Source organism: Rufibacter psychrotolerans (assembly GCF_016924645.1).
GTDB lineage: Bacteria > Bacteroidota > Bacteroidia > Cytophagales > Hymenobacteraceae > Nibribacter > Nibribacter psychrotolerans.
In genome coordinates, this window is the sequence record NZ_JAFFJV010000006.1 from 40519 (window position 1) to 62409 (window position 21891).

At 53.7% G+C, this 21891-nt stretch carries 19 protein-coding genes; 10 read left to right on the forward strand and 9 right to left on the reverse strand.

All coding sequences use genetic code 11. The features are described from left to right. The first annotated feature begins 80 nt into the window (after positions 1-80). Both JT718_RS07030 and rlmN read left to right on the forward strand, forming a co-directional pair. Entirely contained in the window at positions 81-509 is a 429-nt protein-coding gene (locus JT718_RS07030) for an acyl-CoA thioesterase (protein WP_205501532.1), read from the forward strand. 21 nt (positions 510-530) lie between these two features. Next, positions 531-1613: a dual-specificity RNA methyltransferase RlmN gene (gene rlmN, locus JT718_RS07035; protein WP_205501533.1), complete on the forward strand. Its 1083-nt coding sequence runs from the start codon at positions 531-533 to the stop codon at positions 1611-1613. 93 nt (positions 1614-1706) lie between these two features. On the opposite strand, the gene mscL is transcribed toward rlmN, so the two are convergent. The 9 genes from mscL to JT718_RS07080 all read right to left on the reverse strand — a co-directional run bounded on the left by mscL (position 1707) and on the right by JT718_RS07080 (position 14170). Then, positions 1707-2126: a large-conductance mechanosensitive channel protein MscL gene (mscL, locus tag JT718_RS07040; protein ID WP_205501534.1), complete on the reverse strand. Its 420-nt coding sequence runs from the start codon at positions 2124-2126 to the stop codon at positions 1707-1709. A 290-nt stretch (positions 2127-2416) separates the two neighbouring features. Continuing rightward, positions 2417-3958, reverse strand: a complete 1542-nt coding sequence (locus tag JT718_RS07045) for an N-acetylmuramoyl-L-alanine amidase (RefSeq protein WP_205501535.1) — start codon at positions 3956-3958, stop codon at positions 2417-2419. A 167-nt stretch (positions 3959-4125) separates the two neighbouring features. Continuing rightward, positions 4126-7254 (reverse strand): VPS10 domain-containing protein, encoded by a 3129-nt coding sequence (locus JT718_RS07050; RefSeq protein WP_205501725.1) that lies wholly within the window; start codon positions 7252-7254, stop codon positions 4126-4128. 174 nt (positions 7255-7428) lie between these two features. Further along, complete coding sequence (locus tag JT718_RS07055; RefSeq protein WP_205501536.1) at positions 7429-8103, reverse strand: hypothetical protein; 675 nt, start codon at positions 8101-8103, stop codon at positions 7429-7431. 6 nt (positions 8104-8109) lie between these two features. Then, the gene (locus JT718_RS07060) at positions 8110-9354 is read right to left on the reverse strand and encodes a hypothetical protein (protein WP_205501537.1); all 1245 of its coding nucleotides are present in this window, start codon (positions 9352-9354) and stop codon (positions 8110-8112) included. Further along, positions 9344-11779: a DUF2339 domain-containing protein gene (locus tag JT718_RS07065; protein WP_240336979.1), complete on the reverse strand. Its 2436-nt coding sequence runs from the start codon at positions 11777-11779 to the stop codon at positions 9344-9346. The genes JT718_RS07060 and JT718_RS07065 overlap by 11 nt, the downstream gene beginning before the upstream one ends. A gap of 572 nt (positions 11780-12351) precedes the next feature. Further along, entirely contained in the window at positions 12352-12963 is a 612-nt protein-coding gene (locus JT718_RS07070; protein WP_205501538.1) for a superoxide dismutase, read from the reverse strand. A gap of 78 nt (positions 12964-13041) precedes the next feature. Then, entirely contained in the window at positions 13042-13488 is a 447-nt protein-coding gene (locus JT718_RS07075; RefSeq protein ID WP_317195492.1) for a nucleoside deaminase, read from the reverse strand. 130 nt (positions 13489-13618) lie between these two features. Beyond that, entirely contained in the window at positions 13619-14170 is a 552-nt protein-coding gene (locus JT718_RS07080) for a hypothetical protein (RefSeq protein ID WP_205501539.1), read from the reverse strand. 475 nt (positions 14171-14645) lie between these two features. On the opposite strand from JT718_RS07080, the gene JT718_RS07085 reads away from it, so the two are divergent. From JT718_RS07085 to nuoH, 8 genes are all read left to right on the forward strand, one after another. Next, positions 14646-15029 carry an NADH-quinone oxidoreductase subunit A gene (locus tag JT718_RS07085; RefSeq protein WP_205501540.1) on the forward strand — a complete coding sequence of 128 codons (384 nt, stop codon included), beginning with the start codon at positions 14646-14648 and terminating at the stop codon, positions 15027-15029. A gap of 102 nt (positions 15030-15131) precedes the next feature. Further along, positions 15132-15686: an NADH-quinone oxidoreductase subunit B gene (locus JT718_RS07090; RefSeq protein WP_205501541.1), complete on the forward strand. Its 555-nt coding sequence runs from the start codon at positions 15132-15134 to the stop codon at positions 15684-15686. Between the two features lie 3 nt (positions 15687-15689). Continuing rightward, positions 15690-16196, forward strand: coding sequence for an NADH-quinone oxidoreductase subunit C (locus JT718_RS07095; RefSeq protein WP_205501542.1), 507 nt, complete (start codon positions 15690-15692; stop codon positions 16194-16196). A gap of 72 nt (positions 16197-16268) precedes the next feature. Continuing rightward, complete coding sequence (gene nuoD / locus JT718_RS07100; RefSeq protein ID WP_205501543.1) at positions 16269-17483, forward strand: NADH dehydrogenase (quinone) subunit D; 1215 nt, start codon at positions 16269-16271, stop codon at positions 17481-17483. Between the two features lie 72 nt (positions 17484-17555). Next, entirely contained in the window at positions 17556-18095 is a 540-nt protein-coding gene (locus tag JT718_RS07105; RefSeq protein WP_205501544.1) for an NADH-quinone oxidoreductase subunit NuoE family protein, read from the forward strand. Beyond that, positions 18077-19420 carry an NADH-quinone oxidoreductase subunit NuoF gene (gene nuoF / locus JT718_RS07110; RefSeq protein ID WP_205501545.1) on the forward strand — a complete coding sequence of 448 codons (1344 nt, stop codon included), beginning with the start codon at positions 18077-18079 and terminating at the stop codon, positions 19418-19420. The genes JT718_RS07105 and nuoF overlap by 19 nt, the downstream gene beginning before the upstream one ends. Before the next feature lie 391 nt (positions 19421-19811). Continuing rightward, a complete protein-coding gene (locus JT718_RS07115; protein ID WP_205501546.1) occupies positions 19812-20816 on the forward strand; it encodes an NADH-quinone oxidoreductase subunit G in 1005 nt (334 codons plus the stop codon). Beyond that, positions 20816-21871 (forward strand): NADH-quinone oxidoreductase subunit NuoH, encoded by a 1056-nt coding sequence (gene nuoH, locus JT718_RS07120; RefSeq protein ID WP_205501547.1) that lies wholly within the window; start codon positions 20816-20818, stop codon positions 21869-21871. The genes JT718_RS07115 and nuoH overlap by 1 nt, the downstream gene beginning before the upstream one ends. Positions 21872-21891 lie beyond the last annotated feature (20 nt).

The following is a 21891-nucleotide window of genomic DNA, read 5'->3' on the forward strand; positions in this document are numbered from 1 at the left end:
ACAGGCTCAAAACGCCCCCAAACCCCTCCGCCTCTTTATCTTTGTTACCTAGATTCTCAATTCTAATTCCCAATTGTAAAGTGGCCCGCATCAAAATAGACCTCCCCGACCAATTCTCTTTCCAGACCGAACTGCCCATCCGGATCACCGACCTGAACTACGGCAACCACTTGGGCAACGACGCTCTGCTGAGTCTCTTGCACGAAGCCCGGGTCAGGTTCCTCAACCAGCACGGCTATTCAGAAATGGACTTTGCCGGGGCCGGGCTGATTATGAGTGACGTGGGCATTGTCTACAAAGGCGAAGGCTTCTACGGCGATGTGCTCACCGTGCAGGTGCAACCCACCGAGTTCAGCAAGTACGGCTTTGACCTGGTTTACCGCCTTTCTACCCAAAACGGCAAGGAAATAGCCCACGCCAAAACCGGCATGCTCTGCTTTGATTACCGCGCCCGGAAATTGCAGACCATTCCGCCGGAAGCACTGGAGCGGCTGGAAACTAAAGCGTAAGATTATTTGTACCTTTGTAGTATGAGTACCACATTGATCCCAGATATAGCCATTCTGAACCGGCAGGACATCCGGAAACTGTCTTTGGACCAACTAAAGGCCTGGATGACGGAAAACGGGGAGAAGCCGTTCCGCGCCAAACAGGTCTACGAGTGGATCTGGAAACTGACGGCTACCTCATTTTCAGAGATGAACAACATCAGTCTGCCGCTGCGCGAGAAACTGGAGCGTTCCTTCACCATCAACAGCGTGGAAGTGAACACCAGCCAACGCAGCGATGACTACACCATAAAATCAACGTTTCGGCTGTATGACGGCAACATCGTAGAAGGCGTGCTCATCCCGCACCCAAAGCGCATGACCGCCTGCGTTTCCAGCCAGGTGGGTTGCTCGTTGACGTGCTCTTTCTGCGCCACCGGCAAGATGGACCGCATCCGCAACCTCAACGCCGATGAGATCTATGACCAGGTAGTGCGCATCAAGGAACAGGCCGAGCAGCATTATGGCAGGGCGCTGACCAACATCGTGTACATGGGCATGGGCGAGCCGTTGCTGAACTACGCCAACGTGATGAAGTCTATTGAGCGCATCACCGCGCCCGATGGCCTGAACATGGCCGCCCGCCGCATTACGGTAAGTACTGCCGGTATCGCCAAGATGATCAAGAAAATGGCCGATGACGGCATCAAAGCCAACCTGGCCCTGAGCTTGCACGCTGCCAATGACACCAAACGCAACGAGATCATGCCCATCAACGAGACCAACTCGTTGGCGGCATTGAAAGAGGCGCTGGTGTACTACCACCAGAAAACCGGCCGCAAGGTGACCTATGAGTACATCTTGCTCAGCCACTTCAATGACAACCCCGAGGATGCGCAGGAACTGCTACAGTTCTCCAAGATTATCCCCTGCAAGGTAAACATCATTGAGTACAATCCCATTGAAGGCGGGTTGTTCCAGAAGTCAGAGGATGACCGCCTGGAGCCCTTCATGCGCTACCTGGCAGACCGAGGCGTGCAGGTGAACGTGCGCCGCAGCCGGGGCAAAGACATTGACGCCGCCTGCGGGCAGTTGGCCATCAAAGACAAAAAAGAGAGCAATTAGTTTCAAAGACAGAAACAGACCGCAAAAGCCACCCCATGGGGTGGCTTTTCTGTTTTAGGCGGGTTTTCAGGAAATGAGAGCGAAACCAGGAGGCTACACGTTGCGGCTCCGCAGGGCGTCTCTGATCTCGGTGAGCAGCACTTCTTCCTTGGTAGGAGCCGGCGGTACCTCAGGAGCCTCGGCCTTTTTGCGCTTCAGCTTATTAATGAGCTTCACCACCGCAAAGATGGCCAGGGCCACAATCAGGAAGTCAAAGACGTTCTGCAAGAATGCTCCGTAGTTGAGGGTAACATCGGCCACCTTGCCGTCTGCCCCCAGCACGTTCTCACGCAAGACCAACTTGAGGTCTTTGAAATGATTGCCGCCCACCACAAGGCCCAGGGGAGGCATGATAATGTCATTCACCAGAGAGGTGACAATATTCCCGAAGGCGGCGCCAATCACCACCCCAACCGCTAAATCTACCACATTGCCACGCATGGCAAACTCCTTGAACTCTTTCAAAACAGCCATAAGTATACCATATAGTTGGACAACTCCTTCCCAGGTACTTCCTGGACCGAGTTTCCTTCTATACGATAATCTATATATAGTAGTTTACTGAATCTTGGCTGCAACGCGCTGGTTACAAGGGCTGTTGCCCGAGGGGCTCCCACTAGCAAGGCGAGAGGTTTGGAACTGGTTTGAAGCGAAGAACGGCCAGTTCCTGCCGCAATGGAAAGTGGCAGTAACTGGCCGTTCTTGAGGCGTTTTGCGCTTTTCAGGCCTAAAACGAGGAGGGAGGCTCGCGTACAGAGAACCGGCTAGTCTCGGCGTTTTCTGGTTTCCTTCAGGAAGCGCTCAATTCCTTTTCTGATCTGCCTGGCCATGTCTTCCTGAAAGGCGGGGTTGATGAGTTTCTGCTCGTCTTCGGGGTTGGAGGCGAAGGCGGTTTCTACCAGCGCGTTGGGGTACTCGGTGGGGGCGTTCAGGGCAAAGTTGAAGCCGCCAATGTTGCCAAACTCCTTCAGGTCCAGCTTCAGGACTTCCTCGTACAGGGCCTGGGAGAGTGGCCTGAACGCCACGTGGCGGTAATAGGTACTGGTGCCCTGTACTTCGGCCCGGCCCGAGGAGTTCACGTGGATGCTCACCAGCAGGTCTGGTTGCGCCTCCTTCAACCGCCGGATGCGCTCTGAGTTGTCCAGCGTCACATCGGCCTCGCGGGTCATGACCACGTTCACGTTTTTCTGCTGCAGTTCCTTTTGCAGCAACTTGGCAATTTGCAGGGTGATTTCCTTTTCCGGAATGCCGGTCTTGCCCTTGGTGCCCACGTTGGTGCCGCCGTGGCCGGCGTCTACGGCGATGGTGAGGTGCTTCAGTTTCAGTTTCTCGGGTTGGCGCTTTACTTTCACTACCAACGTGTTGCCCTGGTAACCTACGCTGTAGCCCCACGGCTGCGGATGCTTGAGGTCAATGATCACGCGGTACACGTCTGAGGCAACCTGCTGGTACTGCACGTTCCTGACTTCGCGCAGCGAGCGGTGAATGGTCATCCAGTTGGTGTTGGACACGGCCCCGTACACGTCCACCACAATGCGGGCGGGGTCTACGTCCATGTAAGAGGTAAAGGGCAGGCGCTGGCCCACCGCTACCCGCACAAAGTCATACTTGCCGTTGGCATCTTCGCCACTCACGGTCCAGGAGCTGGTGAGGCTTTCGCCGGTAAAGGTGTTGGGGCCTTCCAGTTTTACCTGTTGCACCGGAATGTAGGCGTTTAGGGTATTGGACAGCCTGATACGGTAGTCGCGGCCCACTTTGCCGGTGATCTGCACGCGCACCAGAGAATCAAGGTAGCCTATTTTGGCGCCGCCCAGCCGGTCGGTACCCAGGCCATAGTTCATGTACGGCATGTTGCCCTGGGTAAGGCCGTAGAGGGGCTGGGCCGGGTTAAGGATGGTAAGTTGAGTGGTGCTGGCGTGGGTAGCGGGAGCCAGCGCCGTGGTGGTGTCGTCTACCAAGACCTGCAGGGATTGGTGCGGCAACTTGTCGCCGGGTTGCACAATGTAGGAGCCCACGTACAGGCCGGCCTCGCCTTTGTTCTGCCCGGCAGGCAGTTCCTGCAGCGGGTGCTGGTTCCAGAGGCTTACTTTCAGCCCGGGGCTGGTCTTTACCCGCACATTCAGGCGGTCGCCGGGCAGGAGCCAGAGGTCGGCGTTAGGTTCGGTGCGCACGTAGTCCACTTTGATGGAGTCGGTGGCCGGGGCGGCAACGGCTTTGGTGGAGACAGGTTTCCGGACCGGGGTATTTTGTGCGGTGGCTGCCTGGCCTAAAAGCCCAAGCACCAACAGGGGGAACAAGTGTTTCATAAGGGGAGTTTGTCGGTCTGCCAATATACTGCTTCTGCTATGTATGCGCCAAATGCACGCGCCGATATCCTGTTTTAGGGCTGTTTTTGGAGAAACAGACCTAAAAAGAAGCGTTCCACGCCAGAGTGGCAGCGGGACGCTCTTTTTAGGGATTGCGGTAAGGTGAGTTACTGAGCCGCTTTCTTTTCCTTAAACATGATGGCATCCACGTTCTTGCTCCGGATGAGTTGGTTCAGGGCTGGCAGATCGGTGGTGAATACCTGGTTCAGTTTCTGAAGTTGCTCGTCTATCTGGGCGGTTACTTCTTTCTGGAACGCGTACATCTGGTCCGTAGGCCGGAAATCCCCCACTGATGCCTGCGAGGCCAGATTCGCCAGTTTGTTGTTCAACCTGATGGGGAAGTTCAGAGGATCCTGGCCGCTGCGGTTTTTGGTCTGGTACAGGGTTTCCTCCACCTCGGTCATCTTTTTGTTCATCGCCTTGGCGGCTTCCAGCACGTCTTTCATGTCTTCGCGGTCTTGAAAACGGGCGGTCACGCTGTTGATCTGCGTACGGGCCTCCCTGATTTTACCGATGGCGTCGTGCGTCTGGGTGAGTTTGTCACGCACCGAGATCAGGAAATCATGTTGCGCCTGCAGATCGGCGAGCGGAGTCTGGCTGCGGGGATCGGGCAAGATCTCGAACTCGGTTTCCTGCGGCTGGCCGTTCAGCGTAAGGCGGGCTTTGTAGGTACCCGGCACGGCTTTAGGTCCCTGCGTACCGCCGCCCCACAGAATCATGCCTTCAAACCGAGAGGCTTCTGGGTACAGCATGTTCCAGACAAACCGGTTCATGCCTTCTTTTACCTCCAGTTTGTTCGTGGGGTCTTTGGCTTTGTTCTCGTACTTCCTGATCAATTTGCCGTCTTTCTGCAAAATCTCCAGAGAAACGGTAGTGGCGGTATCCGGGGCCTGCGGCAGGTAGAAGTGTACCATTACGCCGCCAGGATGGTTCTGGCCCTCAAACTTGGTATTAGCCGAATTACCGCCTGCCAGTTTGTAAGAGGGCATGGGCTTGTACAGGTGGAACTTGCTGCTGGCCACTTGAGGCGTGAGTTGGTGCAAGGGCGTAAGGTCATCTATGATCCAGAAGCCCCGGCCCTGGGTGGCGGCAATGAGATTGTCGTTTTTGATAGTGAGATCGGTGATGGACACCAGCGGCAGGTTCATCTGGAAGGGCTGCCACGAAGCCCCATCGTTGAACGAGACATACATGCCATACTCTGTACCGGCGTACAGCAAGCCTGGGCGTTTAGGGTCTACGCGCACCACACGGGTAAAATGGTGGGCCGGGATACCGGTGGTGATTTTAGTCCAGGTTTTGCCGTAATCTGCGGTTTTGAACAGCAGGGGCTGAAAATCGCCGGTCTTGTACAAGGTAGCCGCCATGTACATCACGCCTTTCTGCGTAGGGTGCGGGTCTACGCTGTTGATCATGCTCCACTCGGGCAACACCTTGGGCGTTACGTTGGTCCAGGTCTTGCCTCCGTCGCGGGTTACGTGTACCAGGCCATCGTCTGAACCGGTCCAGATCACGCCTTCCTCGGCGGGAGATTCCATGGCCGCGAAGATGGTGCCGTAATACTCCACGCTGGTGTTGTCTTTGGTGATGGGTCCGCCCGAAGGGCCTAATTTAGACTTGTCATTACGCGTCAGATCCGGGCTGATGACTTCCCAACTCTGACCTTCATTGGTGGTGACGTGTACGTGGTTGGAGGTGGTGTACAGACGGTTGGCGTTGTGCGGCGAGAAGAAGATAGGGAAGTTCCACTGGAAGCGGTACTTCATGCCCTCTGCGCCGTGCCCCATGGGGTTGTCTGGCCACACATTGATGGTGCGCTCAAAACCGGTTTTATGGTCTATGCGGCCCAGGAAACCGCCGTAGTTGCCGCCGTATACCACATCCGGGTCTTTAGGATTTACGGCCAGGTGCGCGCTTTCAGAACCCGCGGTTTCTTCCCAGTCATGCATACCAATGCTGCGGCCGGTGGTGCGGTGCGCGATTCGGATGGCGCTGTTGTCTTGCTGCGCTCCGTAGATGCGGTACGGGAACGCGTTATCCGTGACTACGCGGTAGAACTGGCCGGTGGGCTGGTTGTCCATGGTGCTCCAGTTCTCACCGCCGTCAAAGCTCACCTGGGCCCCGCCGTCATCGGCAATGATCATGCGCTTGGAATCTTCCGGGGAAATCCAGAGGTCGTGGTGGTCAGAGTGCTGGGTCCGGATGGATTTGAAGGTGCGGCCGCCGTCGGTGGAGTAGTGGTGGCCTACGTTGAGCACGTACACGCCTTCTTCATTCTGCGGATCGGCGTAGACGCGGGTGTAGTACCAGGCCCGTTGGCGCAGGCTGCGGTCATCGTTCACCTTGGTCCAGTTCTGACCTCCGTCCTCTGAGCGGAATAAGCCTCCGTTCTCGGCTTCCACTAAGGCCCACACGCGCTGGTTATTCACCGGCGACACCGTGATGCCAATAATGCCCAGCGTGCCTTTGGGCAGACCGTTGTTGCGGGAAATCTCTTTCCAGGTGTCGCCGCCGTCGGTGCTTTTCCAGATGCCGGAGCCAGGACCGCCGCTGGAAAGGCTGTAGGGCGTGCGCTGTACCCGCCAGGAGGTGGCGTACAGGTGCCTCGGGTTTACCGGATCCAGGATGAGGTCCACCATGCCCACCTCGTTGTTCACAAACAGCACGCGTTCCCAGGTTTTGCCCCCGTCTTTGGAGCGGTACACGCCGCGCATGTCATTCGGTGCGTAGAGGTTTCCCAGGGCTGCCGCATACACCAGATCAGGGTTCTTGGGGTGAATGCGTACGCGCGTAATATGCTTGGAATCCTTCAAGCCGATGTGCTGCCAGGTTTGCCCCGCATCCACCGACTTCCACATCCCAAAACCCGAAGACACGTTGCCCCGCACGGTTTTCTCTCCTTCGCCCACGTAGATCACGTTAGGGTCTGCCTCGCTCACCGCTACCGCCCCAATGGAGCCCCCGAAGAACTTGTCTGAGATGTTCTCCCAACTGGAACCGCCGTCTTTGGTGCGCCATACGCCCCCGCCGGTACTTCCGAAATAGTACAGGTTAGGCTTGCCCGGCACCCCGGTCACGGTGGCTGAGCGCCCCCCGCGGTAGGGCCCGATGGAACGCCAGGTAAGCCCGTTGTACAACTTGGCCGGGTAAGGGTCCTGAACGGCCTTTTTATTTCTGGAAGCCTTGGGAGTTGATTTTTTCTGGGCCTCTCCGGAAAGCGGCGCCAAAAGCGTCATTCCGCCTAAAAGCAGGGGAAGCCACCGCCGGACGAACCGTTGTGGTAAAGGTGTTTGCATGCTGGTTTGTTTGCTTTGTGTTTAGGAATAGAAGCAGTAAGCTACTGAAAATTTCAGGAAGGTGGGCTACGCATTTTCAGGTTGTTTTCATGAAAACTGCCTGAAAACGATCTGTTACAGTTTGTACACCACTTCCTTTGATGAGAAAAGAATTCCAGTTTTAAAATCTCTGATGGGGAAAGTGAACTTGATAGTATATCCTGCTTTTACATTAACCGGATCTGGAAAAGGAGCCAGTGAAATAACAGTAACTGATTGCATGGGGGCTCTGTCTACTAGTTTGCCCAGTTCATCATAGACCTCTACATCAAAATACCGACCGATACGGTACCTGTTTGACAAGTGCTTCCCCGTTCTTTTATCAAGCAAAGCAAACTCAATTGTTTGCTTTTGGGCGAAGTTGTCTTGCAGCAGCTTTGCTTCAACCAATGGGGGCTCAATGGCCTGGAATGCGCTTGTTTTAGTTGAGACAACGTTTTTCCCATTCTCACGAAAGGTGTAAACCGTTACAATTACTACCTCGCCTGCTGTTTTAGGGGTGATGTAGTATCTGTAATCCTCCACTGGGCTTACCTGAAGCGAATCAAACGTACCGTTCCTGATTATCACATCTAACAAGCGAAGTCCTGGTTTCAGCTTTATTTCGTTTTTCTGCTTTGCTATGAAATGGCGTAAAGGTTTCTGCAGCGGATAAGCATCGTCCTGGCAAATGGTAATAAGCTGCTCTTGTCCTACTGTAACGATGGAGTATAAGCAGAAAATGAAAAGAAACGTAACTGCCTTGCCCATCTGTTTTCAGCCTTTTTTCTCCATATCACGCAATAAACGCACGGTCATGTAACCCAACCCCACCGCCAGAAGCGCAATAGCGGCCCAGATCAGAATGGTAGAGCTGCGGGGAGACGGTTTCTTTTCTGCCTGCAATGATTGGATTTGCCTGGTCTCCACCACGGGAATGTTCTGCGGAATGCTGTCCTGGAAAAACTGCAGGTCATACTCAGGCGCAGTCAGCTTCTCGCTCCCGAATTTCAACGTGTACGTTTGATTGGGTGCCAATTCAGCTACCAGATACCGGTTGAGCTGTAACACCCGCACAGAGTCAATGGTAAGCGGCGGGTTATCTGCGTTTTCAATCTGAATGGTTAAGGCTTCCACTTTCTGGCGGGGCAGGTCCAGCACCGCAGGCGCATTGGAATGCAGCAGTAGTGGGACTGAAGTTTCTTCCATTCTGGCGCGCTTTCTTCGCTTTCTGCGGCGCTCATGGCCTTGTTGTTCGCCCAACACAACTTGCCCCGGCCGATGGTACAAAGCAGGCGCCGAGATGTAAAATGCTATCTGCTCTGGGTACACCGGTTGCCCGAACCTCAGCCGCAGATACGTGGTGTGGTTCTCGGTGCTGTCTACCCGGCTGAAAGACTGGACCGGAATACGCGTGTACTTGCCGGCCTCTGAGTAGGTGTCATAGTAACCGGCTTTCAAGATGTTGAGCGGGGCGCTGGTGGAATCGTTGAGCTGGAGCCGGAAATATTGGTAGTTGCTTAACGGGAAGTCCAGCAGCTTTACCTCGGCGGTTTTCTGGGTGTTCCTGATGGCATAGAGCAGGTCCTGTTCTTTGAGTACATACCAGTTCTGCTGATCATCGCTCCCGCTCAAAGAAACCTGCTTGCGGACCTCGGCATTGCCAATGAGCAGGCTGATGTTGTTGATGGCACGCTTCTGCGGATTGTGCACCAGCAACTCAGAAATGCCACCCGGCTGGCGGGTGTAACGCAAAATCTGGTACGGCTTGAACAACGTGCGGTACTGCACAGGCACCTCGGTGCGCAACAGGTACGGCACAGCCTGCCCTTTCGTGTCAAAGAGCCGGATGTCTTCCTGATTAGGTTGGGAGTGGCCCACCACCCGAGGGGAAAGCAGAATGCGGTAATAGCCTGGTTGTGCCACCGGAGCCAGTTGGGTCTGCCACGCAAAGTCCTGCGCCCAGGTGGGCTGAAAGGCCAGCAGCCAGCCAAGAGCTAGGAGAAAAAGCTTACTCTTCATGGGCTAACGGGGCCTGATCTGTAGGGGTGGTGTCTCCCTCCAGAATCAGGTTTTTCAGTTTTTGGTACATAAAGGAAATCACCAGCAGGAGCAGGCCCAGGCAGATGAAAGCGGCAATCTTGCCTCCTTCGGTCATATCGCGCACATCAAACAGGAAGAGCTTGAGCAGTGTAAGGAAGAACAGGCTAAGGGAAATGATCCGGAGGGTTTTGATTTTCCGGGACATGCCCACCATCATGAGCCCAAACGAGGTCACGCCCCACAAGATAGGATACCCGATTTTGCGCACGTGGCGCAGTGTCTCATAGTGTTCTGCTGCGGAAGGGTGGGAGGCCAGCAACCAGAGATGTTCCAGCTCATAACTGAACAAGAACACGCCTGCCGCACTCGCCGCCCACAAACTGAGTTTTCCTATCAGGCTGGTAAAGCCGTACTGTTGCTGCACCTTCTTGAGCGTTGCCGCTAGTAAAACCAGCAAGTTCAACAGCGGCAGATAATGGAACAGAAACGCTCCTAACGTCTGGGTGCCGTTAAACAGATAACCGTTGCGGATGTAGGTGGTAGAAGTCTGCAGATTGGTCATGTACCCCAACAGCGCCACTACAGATAAAACCATGGCAATGCGGGTGTAAATGGGGTTGACCAGACGGCCACTCCACCAGAGCAGACCCAGTAAGAACAGGTAATGGTAAAAGCCTATTGCCAGCACCTGTACATCTCCGCTTAAAGTGGAATGCGCCAGTTGGTGCTGCAGTTCCAGTAAAAGCACTAGGTACAGAAACAGCACCAAGGCGATGCCCACCAATGTTCGGTAAATCTGGAAGAACCTGTTTGGTGCCTGAACATCGGTTGGCAGTTCGCGGCTCAGGAGGCTCCAGGTACCTGCCAGTGCGGCCACAGATACTATTCCGGTAATAAACAGCTTGTTGATCAGCAGCGGCAGTCCTTCGCGGGCGATAGAATAATCCAGCCAATCCATCATCAGGCTGCCCAGCATCAAGGCCAGTACCAGCACTGAGGCATATTTCATCAGCTGAATGCCCGACCGTTGCGAGAGCCACAGCAAAAGCACTGCCTCTAACGCCCAGAAAAGGGTGATATAGTTGCCCTCCAGCTGAATGGGTGCTGATAAACTCAGGAAGGTAAGCACCAGGCCAATGAGCAGGTACACCAGGTTGCGGTCTACGCGGTTGCTGCGGTACAAGCCAAACGCAAACGCGAAATTGAACACCCCCAGCAAAATGGTGAACAGACCCCGATAGCTTCCCCCGGCAACCTGAGACATCACGTACATGCCCACGCCGTAGTACAGAAACGTGTTGCTCAGCAGCATCATGATCTCCATGCCTGTGAATTTCCGTCGCTCCTTTACGTTGTAAATGATGTTCATCAGGAAAAACACCAGGTAAAACAGCGTGGCGAAAACCAGGGCTCCGGCGTACGGCGCATTGGGAGTCTCTACCACCCGGGTGCTGAACCAGCCGCCGTACAGAATGATGGTGAACACGTAGGCGATGAAGTTGAGCAGGTTCCACTTCTTGAAGTACGCCAGCACCAGAATGCCCACGTTCAGCAGCAGAATAAACACGAACAGCACTATGTAATTGCCCTCGCCGGTGCTCACCATGAACGGACTCCCGAAACCACCAATCAGCGCCAGCACCGCCAGTTCCATGCGGTCATAGGCAATGGACAGGAAAATGGTGAAGCCCGTAATAACTACCATTAGCACAAACGCCACCGTCTGGCTGAAAATTTGGTACTCATGAAACGCGATGGCAATAGTGAAGTACAGCACGGCCATGCCGCCGCCAATCAGCACCGAACTGAAGGCTTTGTATTCTTTCCGTAACCAATGCGCCACGCCCATCAAGGCCCCGCCCGCCAGCAACCCAATGGCTACCCGGCCCACTTCGTTGATCCAATCCTGGTCAATGGCGTATTTCACGAAGAACCCGATGCCCAGCACCAGAATGGCAATCCCCAGCTTGTTGATGAGGTTCTCGCCAATGAATTTCTCCCAATCCAGCTTGCGCGAGAAGAAAGAAGGTGTTTTGGAGGCTTTTTCCTGAAAAGACGGTGATTCTGCCGCAGAAGTGAAGGCGGCCACCGGAACAGGCTCAGGTATCGGGAATGAAGTTGGAGCCTCCACAGGTTTGGTATCAGGCACCACCGGAGGAGGCGTAGACTGAGCTTTGGCCGGCTCAGGAGCTGGGGCAGATAGGGTAGCGACATCCCGGCGAGCGGCGGCTTCGGCGGCATCAATAGGCGGACGAACCGTAGACCTGCTAACCTGTTCCCGCAAGCGGGTGAGTTCATCCCGCACTTCCTGCATGTCGCGGCGGTGCTGCTGCAAGTGGTTGGAGATTCGGGTGCCAAACCAGATTGCCAGTACCACCAACACCAAAAGCAGAAATACCTCCATAGAGCCCAGTTATTGTGTAGGCTCTATATTACAAATTATCTTGTAAAATAGTGAGTGGCTTGTTCTTGGAAGGGTTTAGAGAATGTCCCTCGGGTTGTATTTGGCCTGGTTTTATGAAAACAACCTAAAAACGCTCCTCAATCAATTCTTTGTTGATGGCGGCCCCGGCCATAGTTCCGGCTGCGATAGCCATGGACACAGTTCGCATCATAGTGGTCGCATCACCGGCTTTGGAAAGTAGGGTGCTCAGCTATAACCCTTTGTATGGCGCGGAAGTTACTTCCGTGACTTTCATCAATCTCGCAAGTCACGGAAGTAACTTCCGCGCCATAGTAAATCAGCAATGCTTATTTCGCTGCGGGGCAGCGAGGGTAGTCAGGAGACTACCCATCATCTGTAGGCACGAGTTGCAAACTCGCGCCAGCGCTTTTAAGATTTGTACAACAATCAACAATCAACAATCAACAACCAGCAATCCTGAAAATCCTTCAAATCCAGAAAATCCTGCTCATAAAAAAGGGCCTCACCCGTAACAGCGAGACCCTTTCGGCAGATTTGAAATCTTTACAGGATTAACCGTTGGCTTCTGCGTAGCGGCGGTTTACTTCATCCCAGTTGATAACGTTGAAGAACGCAGAGATGTACTCTGGTCTGCGGTTCTGGTATTTCAGATAGTAGGCGTGCTCCCATACGTCCAGACCCAGAATTGGAACGCCGCCGCACGTGTCAACACCTTCCATCAATGGGTTGTCCTGGTTTTGGGTAGAGCAGATGGCTACGTTGCCGCCTTCCAGGGCGCACAGCCAGGCCCAGCCAGACCCGAAACGCGTAGTAGCGGCTTTGGTGAACTCTTCTTTGAACGCGTCATACGAACCGAACGCTTTGTCAATCGCCTCAGCTACCGGGCCGGTTGGATTTCCGCCGCCGTTCGGGCTCAGGATGGTCCAGAACAGGTTGTGGTTGTAGTACCCGCCGCCGTTGTTACGGATAGCCGGAGTTTTGGCCGCATCGCGCAGGATCTCCTCTATAGACTGACCTTCTTTCTCAGAGCCGGCAATGGCGTTGTTCAGGTTGGTCAGATAGGCCTGGTGGTGCTTGGTATGGTGGATTTCCATGGTCTGACGGTCGATGTGCGGCTCCAGCGCATCGTACGCATACGGAAGTTGCGGAAGTTCAAATGCCATAGTTTTATTCGATTTTAGGTTAGAAGATACAATTGCTGTTCCTACATACATACTGCCCGGAACGCGCCAAAGTTAAGATTAAATTCTTTTCGCCCGGAAAAACTCAGTCATCAATTGCGCGCACTCATGGGCCATGATGCCGGTCACCAGCTCGGTCTTGGGATGCAGCAGGTTCACGCCGGTTCGGCGGTAGCCGCGTTTCTCGTCATTGGTGGCGTAGACAATGCGCTTTAACTGGCTCCAGTAGCTGGCGCCGGCGCACATGACGCAGGGTTCCACGGTTACATACAAGGTGCAGTCGTGCAGGTATTTGTTGCCTAAATGGTTGGCGGCGGCAGTGAAGGCGAGCATCTCGGCGTGGGCCGTCACGTCGTTCAGTTTCTCGGTCTGGTTGTAGGCGCGCGCAATGATTTTGTTTTGGCACACCACCACGGCGCCAATTGGAATTTCGCCTTCTTCCAGGGCGTAAAGCGCTTGCTTGTAGGCCTCGCGCATGAAATGTTCGTCTGAATGGATGCTTAGCACAGGATGAAGTTAAAAGAAAAGGCCGACAATTGTTTACTGCCGTCCTTATTCTGTGGTTGGGTAGAAAAGGTTTCGGGCCTGTTTTCTGGAAAACAGGCCCGAAACAAAGGCAATCTTAATCTGATAAAAGTTATTTCACGGTGGCGCTGGCCATCACTGCGCGGGCAGTTTCCTGCCAGTCTTTCTGCAGTTGCACCGGCGCGTTGAAGCTGAAGATGAGCATTTGGTCTTTCAGGAACGTGTACTGGATGAGCGTGTACTTGCGCACGGGTGCCATGTTGCTGTTGCGGCGCTCATCGCGCACGGTGGAGACAAACTCATACACCAGGAAATCGCGGCCGTTGATAGTCTGCTTTTCCTCGCGCAGGAACTGCACCTCGGTGAACATCCGCTGGATAGACGCCTTGTAGAACGGCAGCAGAATGGTAATGTCGTCGGCGGGGAAGGTGCTGGGGCGCTGGTTTACGCTGATGTCCACGTTTCCGTCGGGGCTGGTGAACACGCCCAACGGTTTACGGGCCGCGGGGTATTCGCGGGCGATCCCGTCATCGGGCATCACTTCAAAGTTCTGCGGAATGGAAAGCGTCACGTTCTTGGCCACGGTTACTTTCTTCAGCTTTGGCGCAAAAGCCAGCAGAAACAGGAGCGGCAGCAGGAACGCAATAGAGTACTTGGGTTTCATTGGGTAGTATACTTAAAAGGAAAGGTCTGTTCTCTCTCGTCGGCTCAATGCAAAAAACGGGCCGATTGGTTCCGGCAGGGTGCAAAGGTAGGGGAGCGCCTGTGTTTTCCAAGTGATCCGGTAAACGGAAAAAGCCCAGCTAAAATAGCAGGGCTTTTATCACAGTGAAGAAAACTTACTTTAAACTAATTCAAGGGGCAAGGTTGGAGGGAACAACCTTCCGCTTGATTGAGTGTAATTTTACTACTCAACTGCATTAGTATTTAAATGTTACGAATTATTACCAAAATGCCTAATAAATTTCTACTAATTTAAAAATAAACGTTTGCATAGCGTAGAATTTGTAAAATAAGCAGAACGGTTGTTCGTTTGAGCAGAGAGCGGCTACCCAGGATAATGCAAACGTCCGGCAATCTGCTTTTTAGTTTGAATGTTAGGTAGAGTTGCCTAATTTTGTCCCAAATCTTTAATTTCTATGGAAACAACTGCCCCTGCACAATACTTGCCCAGCGATTACCTGCCTATTGTGATTCAGTTTGCGGCGGCCCTGGGTTTTGTGGTGTTCTCTATGGTGGTGACCCACCTCATTGGCCCCAAACGCAAAAGCAAGGTGAAAAATGCCTCCTGGGAGTGTGGTATTGAGTCGAAAGGTGATGCCCGTACCCCCATCTCCATCAAGTATTTCCTGATTGCCATTCTGTTCGTGTTGTTTGACGTGGAAGTGATCTTCCTGTACCCTTGGGCGGTGAACTTCCGGGCCCTGGGCATAGATGGCTTTATCTGGATGCTGCTCTTCATGGGACTACTTTTGACCGGGTTCTACTACGTGATCCGGAAAGGGGTTCTTAAGTGGGAGTAGAATTGTACTTCGCCGCCAAAACGGCAAACTTTTACAAGCGGTAATGTGTTCAGGAAGAGGCTGATTCTGGCCTGTTTTTCTGAAAACAAAGCGAAAACCAACATGAGCGATAACAAAAGCGATATTCAACTGGTGGAGGCCCCTGAGGGCATGGAAGGTGCTGGCTTTTTTGCCACTTCTTTTGAGAAAGTAGTAGGTCTGGCCCGCAAGCACTCCTTGTGGCCGTTGCCGTTTGCCACCTCTTGCTGCGGTATTGAGTACATGGCCACCATGGGTGCGCACTATGACATCTCCCGCTTCGGGTCTGAGCGCCCCAGCTTCTCGCCCCGCCAGGCCGATTTGCTGATGGTGATGGGTACCATTGCCAAGAAAATGGGTCCGGTAGTAAAACAGGTGTATGAGCAGATGGCCGAGCCGCGCTGGGTAATGGCCGTGGGTGCCTGCGCTACCAGCGGCGGTATCTTTGACTCTTACAGCGTGCTGCAGGGAATTGACCGCGTAGTGCCGGTAGACGTGTACGTGCCCGGTTGCCCGCCCCGCCCAGAGCAGATTCTGCAAGGCTTGATGCGCATCCAAGACCTGGCCGAAAACGAATCGCTGCGTCGCCGGAACTCACCGGAGTATCAGGAACTATTAGCTTCTTACAACATTAAATAAGGCATGGCCGACATTACGAACGAACTGCTGATTCAACGGCTTCAGGAGAAGTTTGGTGATCAGGTGTTCGATATCCAGGAGCCTTACGGGCTTGTCACCGTTACCACCACCCGGGAGAACATCATTCCCATGCTGCAGGCCCTCTATGACGATGAGGTGCTGCAGATGCAGTTCCTGACCACTATGTGCGGGATTCATTACCCAGACAACAAAGGTCAGGAGTTAGGGGTGATTTACCACGTACACAGTCTGGTGAACAACATCAGGCTACGCATCAAAATCTTCTTCCCAGAAGACGATGCCGTGTTGCCAACGGCCACCAACCTGTACGCGACGGCCAACTGGATGGAGCGTGAGACCTGGGACTTCTACGGAATCCGCTTTGAAGGCCATCCTAACCTTATCCGCATTCTCAATGTGGAGGAGATGGAAGTGTTCCCAATGCGCAAGGAGTTCCCGCTGGAAGACCAGACCCGCGAAGACAAGATCAATACCTTCTTCGGAAGATAAACACGGGAAACGCCAACGGCTTTGCTTTACGGGCAAGGCCGCCGGCGTTTCTGCTTACTTTTAAGCGCCAAGATGGAGTTAGCCAAACAAACCACTGAGATAAATACCACGGATACCTTCATTCAGGAGTTAACCACCCTGAACTTAGGTCCCACGCACCCCGCCACGCACGGCATCTTCCAGAACATCCTGCAAATGGATGGCGAGAAGATCGTATCGGGCGTGCCCACCATTGGGTATATCCACCGCGCCTTCGAGAAAATTGCGGAGCGCCGTAACTTCTACCAGATCACCCCGCTCACAGACCGCATGAACTACTGCTCCTCGCCCATCAACAACATGGGCTGGTGGATGACAGTGGAGAAATTGTTGGGCGTGACGGTTCCCAAGCGTGCCGAATACATCCGGGTGATTGTGATGGAACTGGCCCGTATTGCCGACCACCTGATCTGTAACTCCATCCTGGGCGTGGATACCGGAGCTTTCTCCGGTTTCTTGTACGTTTTCCAGGAACGTGAGAAAATCTACGATATCTATGAAGAGATCTGCGGTGCCCGCTTAACTACCAACATGGGTAGAGTAGGCGGCATGGAACGCGATCTGTCTCCTTCGGCCATCCAGAAAATCAAAGACTTTCTGCGCGACTTCCCTAAAGTAATGCAGGAGTTTGAGACCATGTTCAACCGTAACCGCATCTTCATTGACCGCGTGGAAGGCGTTGGGCCTATCACCGCTGAGCGTGCTTTGAACTACGGCTTCACCGGCCCTAACCTGAGAGCCGCTGGCGTAGACTATGACGTGCGCGTCATGAACCCTTACTCCTCTTACCAGGACTTCGACTTTGAGATTCCGGTAGGCACCAAGGGCGACACGTATGACCGTTTCATGGTGCGCAACGAGGAGATCTGGCAAAGCTTACGCATCGTGCAGCAGGCCATTGACAACCTGCCCGAAGGTCCGTTCCACGCCGATGCCCCTGAGTTCTATCTGCCGCCCAAGCAAGAGGTGTACCGCAACATGGAAGCCTTGATCTACCACTTCAAGATTGTGATGGGTGAGATTGATGCTCCGGCCGGTGAAGTGTACCACTCGGTGGAAGGTGGAAACGGCGAACTGGGCTTCTATTTAGTGTCTGACGGAGGCCGCACGCCGTACCGTCTGCACTTCAGAAGACCTTGCTTCATTTATTACCAGGCTTATCCGGAGATGGTAGTGGGTTCACAGTTGTCTGATGCCATCGTGACGCTGTCCAGCATGAACGTGATTGCCGGGGAACTGGACGCCTAAGCAACTCCTGTAAAAAGAAACGATTTTTCCCAAGCCTGCCGCAAGGCAGCTTTTATACCTGCCATTGACCAAATGGATCAAACAGTAGAAAAAAAAGAAGTACAGTTCTCGGAAGGGGCCATGGCCGAAATCCGGCGCTACATTTCGCATTACCCAGAAGGACGGCAGAAATCTGCTATCCTGCCTATCCTGCACATCGCGCAAGCGGAGTTTGGCGGATGGGTGAGCCCCGAGGTGATGGACAAAGTGGCCGAAATCCTGAATATTCTGCCTATTGAGGTGTACGAGGTAGCCACCTTCTACACCATGTTCAACCTGAAGCCGGTAGGCAAGCACGTGTTGGAAGTATGCCGCACCGGTCCTTGCATGCTGCGCGGTTCAGATCAATTGATTGAGCATCTGGAGAACCGCTTAGGCTGTAGAGTGGGAGAAACCTCTGCCGACGGCAACTTTACCCTGAAAACCGTGGAATGCTTAGCCTCTTGCGGAACCGGCCCCATGTTGCAGGTACGCGAGAAATTCTACGAGAACCTAGACCCCGCCAGCGCTGACCAGATGCTGGAAGAGCTGAAAGCCTCAACTGTAAGGAAACCATGGGAAGAAAATTATTAACTGAACATATCAACGTTGAAGGCATTCAGTCCTTTGACGTGTATCGCAAGCACGGCGGGTACGCCTCGGTAGAGAAAGCGCTCAGGACCATGACCCCTGAGGAAGTGGTGGAAGAGGTGAAAGCTTCTGGCTTAAGAGGCCGGGGTGGTGCTGGTTTCCCTACCGGTATGAAGTGGAGCTTCCTGGCCAAACCAGAAGGCAAGCCACGCTACCTGGTGTGTAACGCCGACGAATCAGAGCCGGGTACTTTCAAAGACCGGTACCTGATGGAAAAACTGCCGCACCTCTTAATTGAGGGCATGATTACCTCCAGCTACGCTTTGGGCTGCCGCACTTCTTATATCTACATCCGTGGAGAATTGTTGTACGTGCTGCGCATTCTGGAGAAAGCCATTGCCGAAGCCTATGCCAACGGTTTCCTGGGCGAGAATATCCTGGGCAGCGGTTACTCCTTAGACTTGCACGTACACCCAGGCGGTGGCGCGTACATCTGCGGCGAGGAAACGGCGCTGTTAGAGTCTCTGGAAGGCAAGCGCGGGAACCCGCGTAACAAGCCTCCGTTCCCGGCGGTTTGGGGGATTTACGGTTGCCCAACTGTGGTGAACAACGTGGAGTCTATTGCTACGGTGCCGTGGATTGTGACCAACACCGGAGCCGAGTACGCCAAGTTTGGGGTAGGCCGTAGTGCGGGTACCAAGCTGATCTCTGCGGGTGGTAACATCAACAAACCAGGTGTGTACGAGATTGAGTTGGGCGTTCCGGTAGAGGAGTTCATCTACTCAGACGAGTACTGCGGCGGCATCTGGAAAGGCCGTGACATGAAAGCGGTGATTGCCGGAGGTTCTTCCGTTCCAATTCTGCCCAAAGAATTGATCCTGAAAACGGCTGCCGGTGAAGACCGCCTGATGACCTACGAGTCGCTTTCTGACGGAGGATTTGCCACGGGTACCATGCTGGGTTCCGGTGGGTTCTTCGTGATGGATGACCACACCTGTATCGTGCGTCACACCTGGACCCTGGCCCGCTTCTATCACCACGAGTCTTGCGGACAGTGCAGTCCGTGCCGAGAAGGAACCGGTTGGATGGAGAAAGTCCTGCACCGCATTGAGTACGGCCACGGCCACATGCATGACATTGACCTGTTGGTGAGTGTTGCCAAGCAGATTGAAGGAAACACCATCTGCCCGTTGGGTGATGCCGCTGCCTGGCCGGTAGCCGCCGCCGTTCGTCACTTCCGTGAGGAGTTTGAATGGCACGTGAAACATCCGCAAGCTGCTACGGCTCCCGGTGCCGTGTTCAACAAAGCTGAATCTGTATTAGCATAAATAGTACGTTTTGCGCCTGATTAAGAGAAATCAGGCACAAAAACGCAAGATTAGAAGAGTTGCTTCTAATTACTACTTTGAAGTAAAGGCTGGCTTCTGGAAGGGCAGTTTCTGTGAAAGTCCCAACACCCTGTCATCCTGAAAGGAACTTGGTGGCGAACGGTAGTAGCAGTTGCTTTTCTAGTTCGCCCACAAGATTCTTCCAGAATGACAAAAGAGAGAAGGGTGAAAGGAAGAGTGAAATAGAAACAGATACCTGTTTCATACTAAACAAAGAATGCTGTTTCTGGACAGTTTTTACAAAATCTGGCCTGAAACAGAAATACAACTAAATAGCCATTTGCTGAATGTTCATAATATGTGACAATCAGCAATCAACAATAAACAAAACATGGTAAAGATTACTTTTGATGGCATAGAGGTGGAGGTAGAGGAAGGAACTACCATCCTCAACGCAGCCCGTAAAATCGGCGGCGAGGTGGTGCCCCCAGCCATGTGCTACTATACTCCTTTAAAAGGAAGCGGTGGTAAATGCCGCGCGTGCCTGGTGAAAGTGGCGGCTGGCTCAGCCAAAGATCCGCGCCCAATGCCTAAGTTGGTAGCAAGCTGCGTGACTCCGGTACAGGACGGTATGGTGGTGGAAAACACCACTAACCCAGATGTATTGGCTGCCCGCAAAGGCGTAGTGGAGATGCTGTTGATTAACCACCCCCTGGATTGCCCTATCTGCGACCAGGCGGGGGAGTGCGACCTGCAGAACTTCGCCTACGAGCACGGTACATCCGGCACCCGCTACGAAGAAGAGCGCCGCACCTTTGACAAGATCGACATCGGGCCGTTGGTGCAGCTGCACATGACGCGCTGTATCCTGTGTTACCGCTGCGTGTACACCGCCAATCAGATCACTGATAAGCGCGTGCATGGTGTGTTGGGCCGGGGCGATGCCGCCGAGATTGGAACCTACATTGAGAACGTAATTGACAACGATTTCTCCGGAAACGTGATTGACGTGTGCCCGGTAGGTGCTTTGACTGACAAGACGTTCCGCTTCAAAAACCGTGTGTGGTTCACCAAGCCGGTAGACGCGCACCGCGATTGTCCGAAGTGTTCTGGTAAAACCGTGTTGTGGATGCGGGGGAATGACGTGCTGCGTGTTACGGCCCGCAAAGACCAGTACAACGAGGTGCAGGAGTTCATCTGCAACGAGTGCCGCTTTGACCACAAAGACCCGAACGACTGGACCATTGAAGGCCCTCGCAAAATTGACCGTGGCTCGGTGATTTCTACCAACCACTACGAGTTGCCGGTGTTGAACGTGCCGGTGGTGCCTAACTTACCAGGCTCTACCGAAGAAGATTTGAAAGACACTCCTTTTAACTTAGGAAGACACGCATAATGGAGCTATCCTTATTATTGATCAAAGCACTCATCATCCTGGCCGTTTTCGGGGTAACGTTGCTGATTGCCACTTATTCTACCTACGCCGAGCGTAAAGTAGCTGCTTTCATTCAGGACCGCGTGGGGCCTAACCGGGCGGGACCGTTCGGGTTGGCACAGCCTTTAGCCGATGCGGTGAAGCTGTTCTTCAAAGAAGAATTCGTGCCCGCTAACGCAAACAAGTTCCTGTTCATTGCCGGTCCATCACTGGCCATGTTAACGGCTTGTATGTCCAGCGCGGTGATTCCGTTTGGCGGTACCTTAATCATTGGCGGAGAAGCCATTCACTTGCAGGCCATTGAGGTGAACATCGGGATTCTGTACGTGTTCGGTATTGTGGCCTTGGGGGTGTACGGCATCATGATTGGCGGTTGGGCTTCTAACAACAAGTTCTCGCTGTTGGGAGCTATCCGGGCGGCGTCGCAAAACATCAGCTACGAGCTGGCCATGGGGATGTCTATCATCGCCTTGTTGCTGGTAACCGGCACCCTGTCTATGCGCGACATCGCGGCTCAGCAGGGGCAAGAACTATTCGGAATTTCTGGTTTGAACTGGAACATCTTCTACCAACCCCTGGGCTTCCTGATCTTCATTGTCTGCGCTTTCGCGGAGACCAACCGCGTACCGTTTGACTTACCGGAGTGCGAGACCGAGCTGGTGGGCGGGTACCACACCGAGTATAGCTCCATGGGAATGGGCTTGTACCTGTTTGCCGAGTACGTGAACATCTTTGTGGCTTCGGCGGTGATGTCCACGCTGTACTTCGGGGGCTACAACTTCCCGTTCATGGATCAATTAGGCCTGCCGCACAACGTGGTGACCATCTTGGGTACCGTGGTGCTGTTCGCTAAAATCCTGTTCTTCATCTTCTTCTTCATGTGGGTACGCTGGACCTTGCCGCGTTTCCGCTATGACCAGTTGATGAACCTGGGCTGGAAGATCCTGATTCCGTTGTCCATCGCCAACGTGATCTTGACCGGCGGTGCCATTCTGTTAAAGCAGGAGTTGTTCTAAGCACGAATTGAATAGGCGAG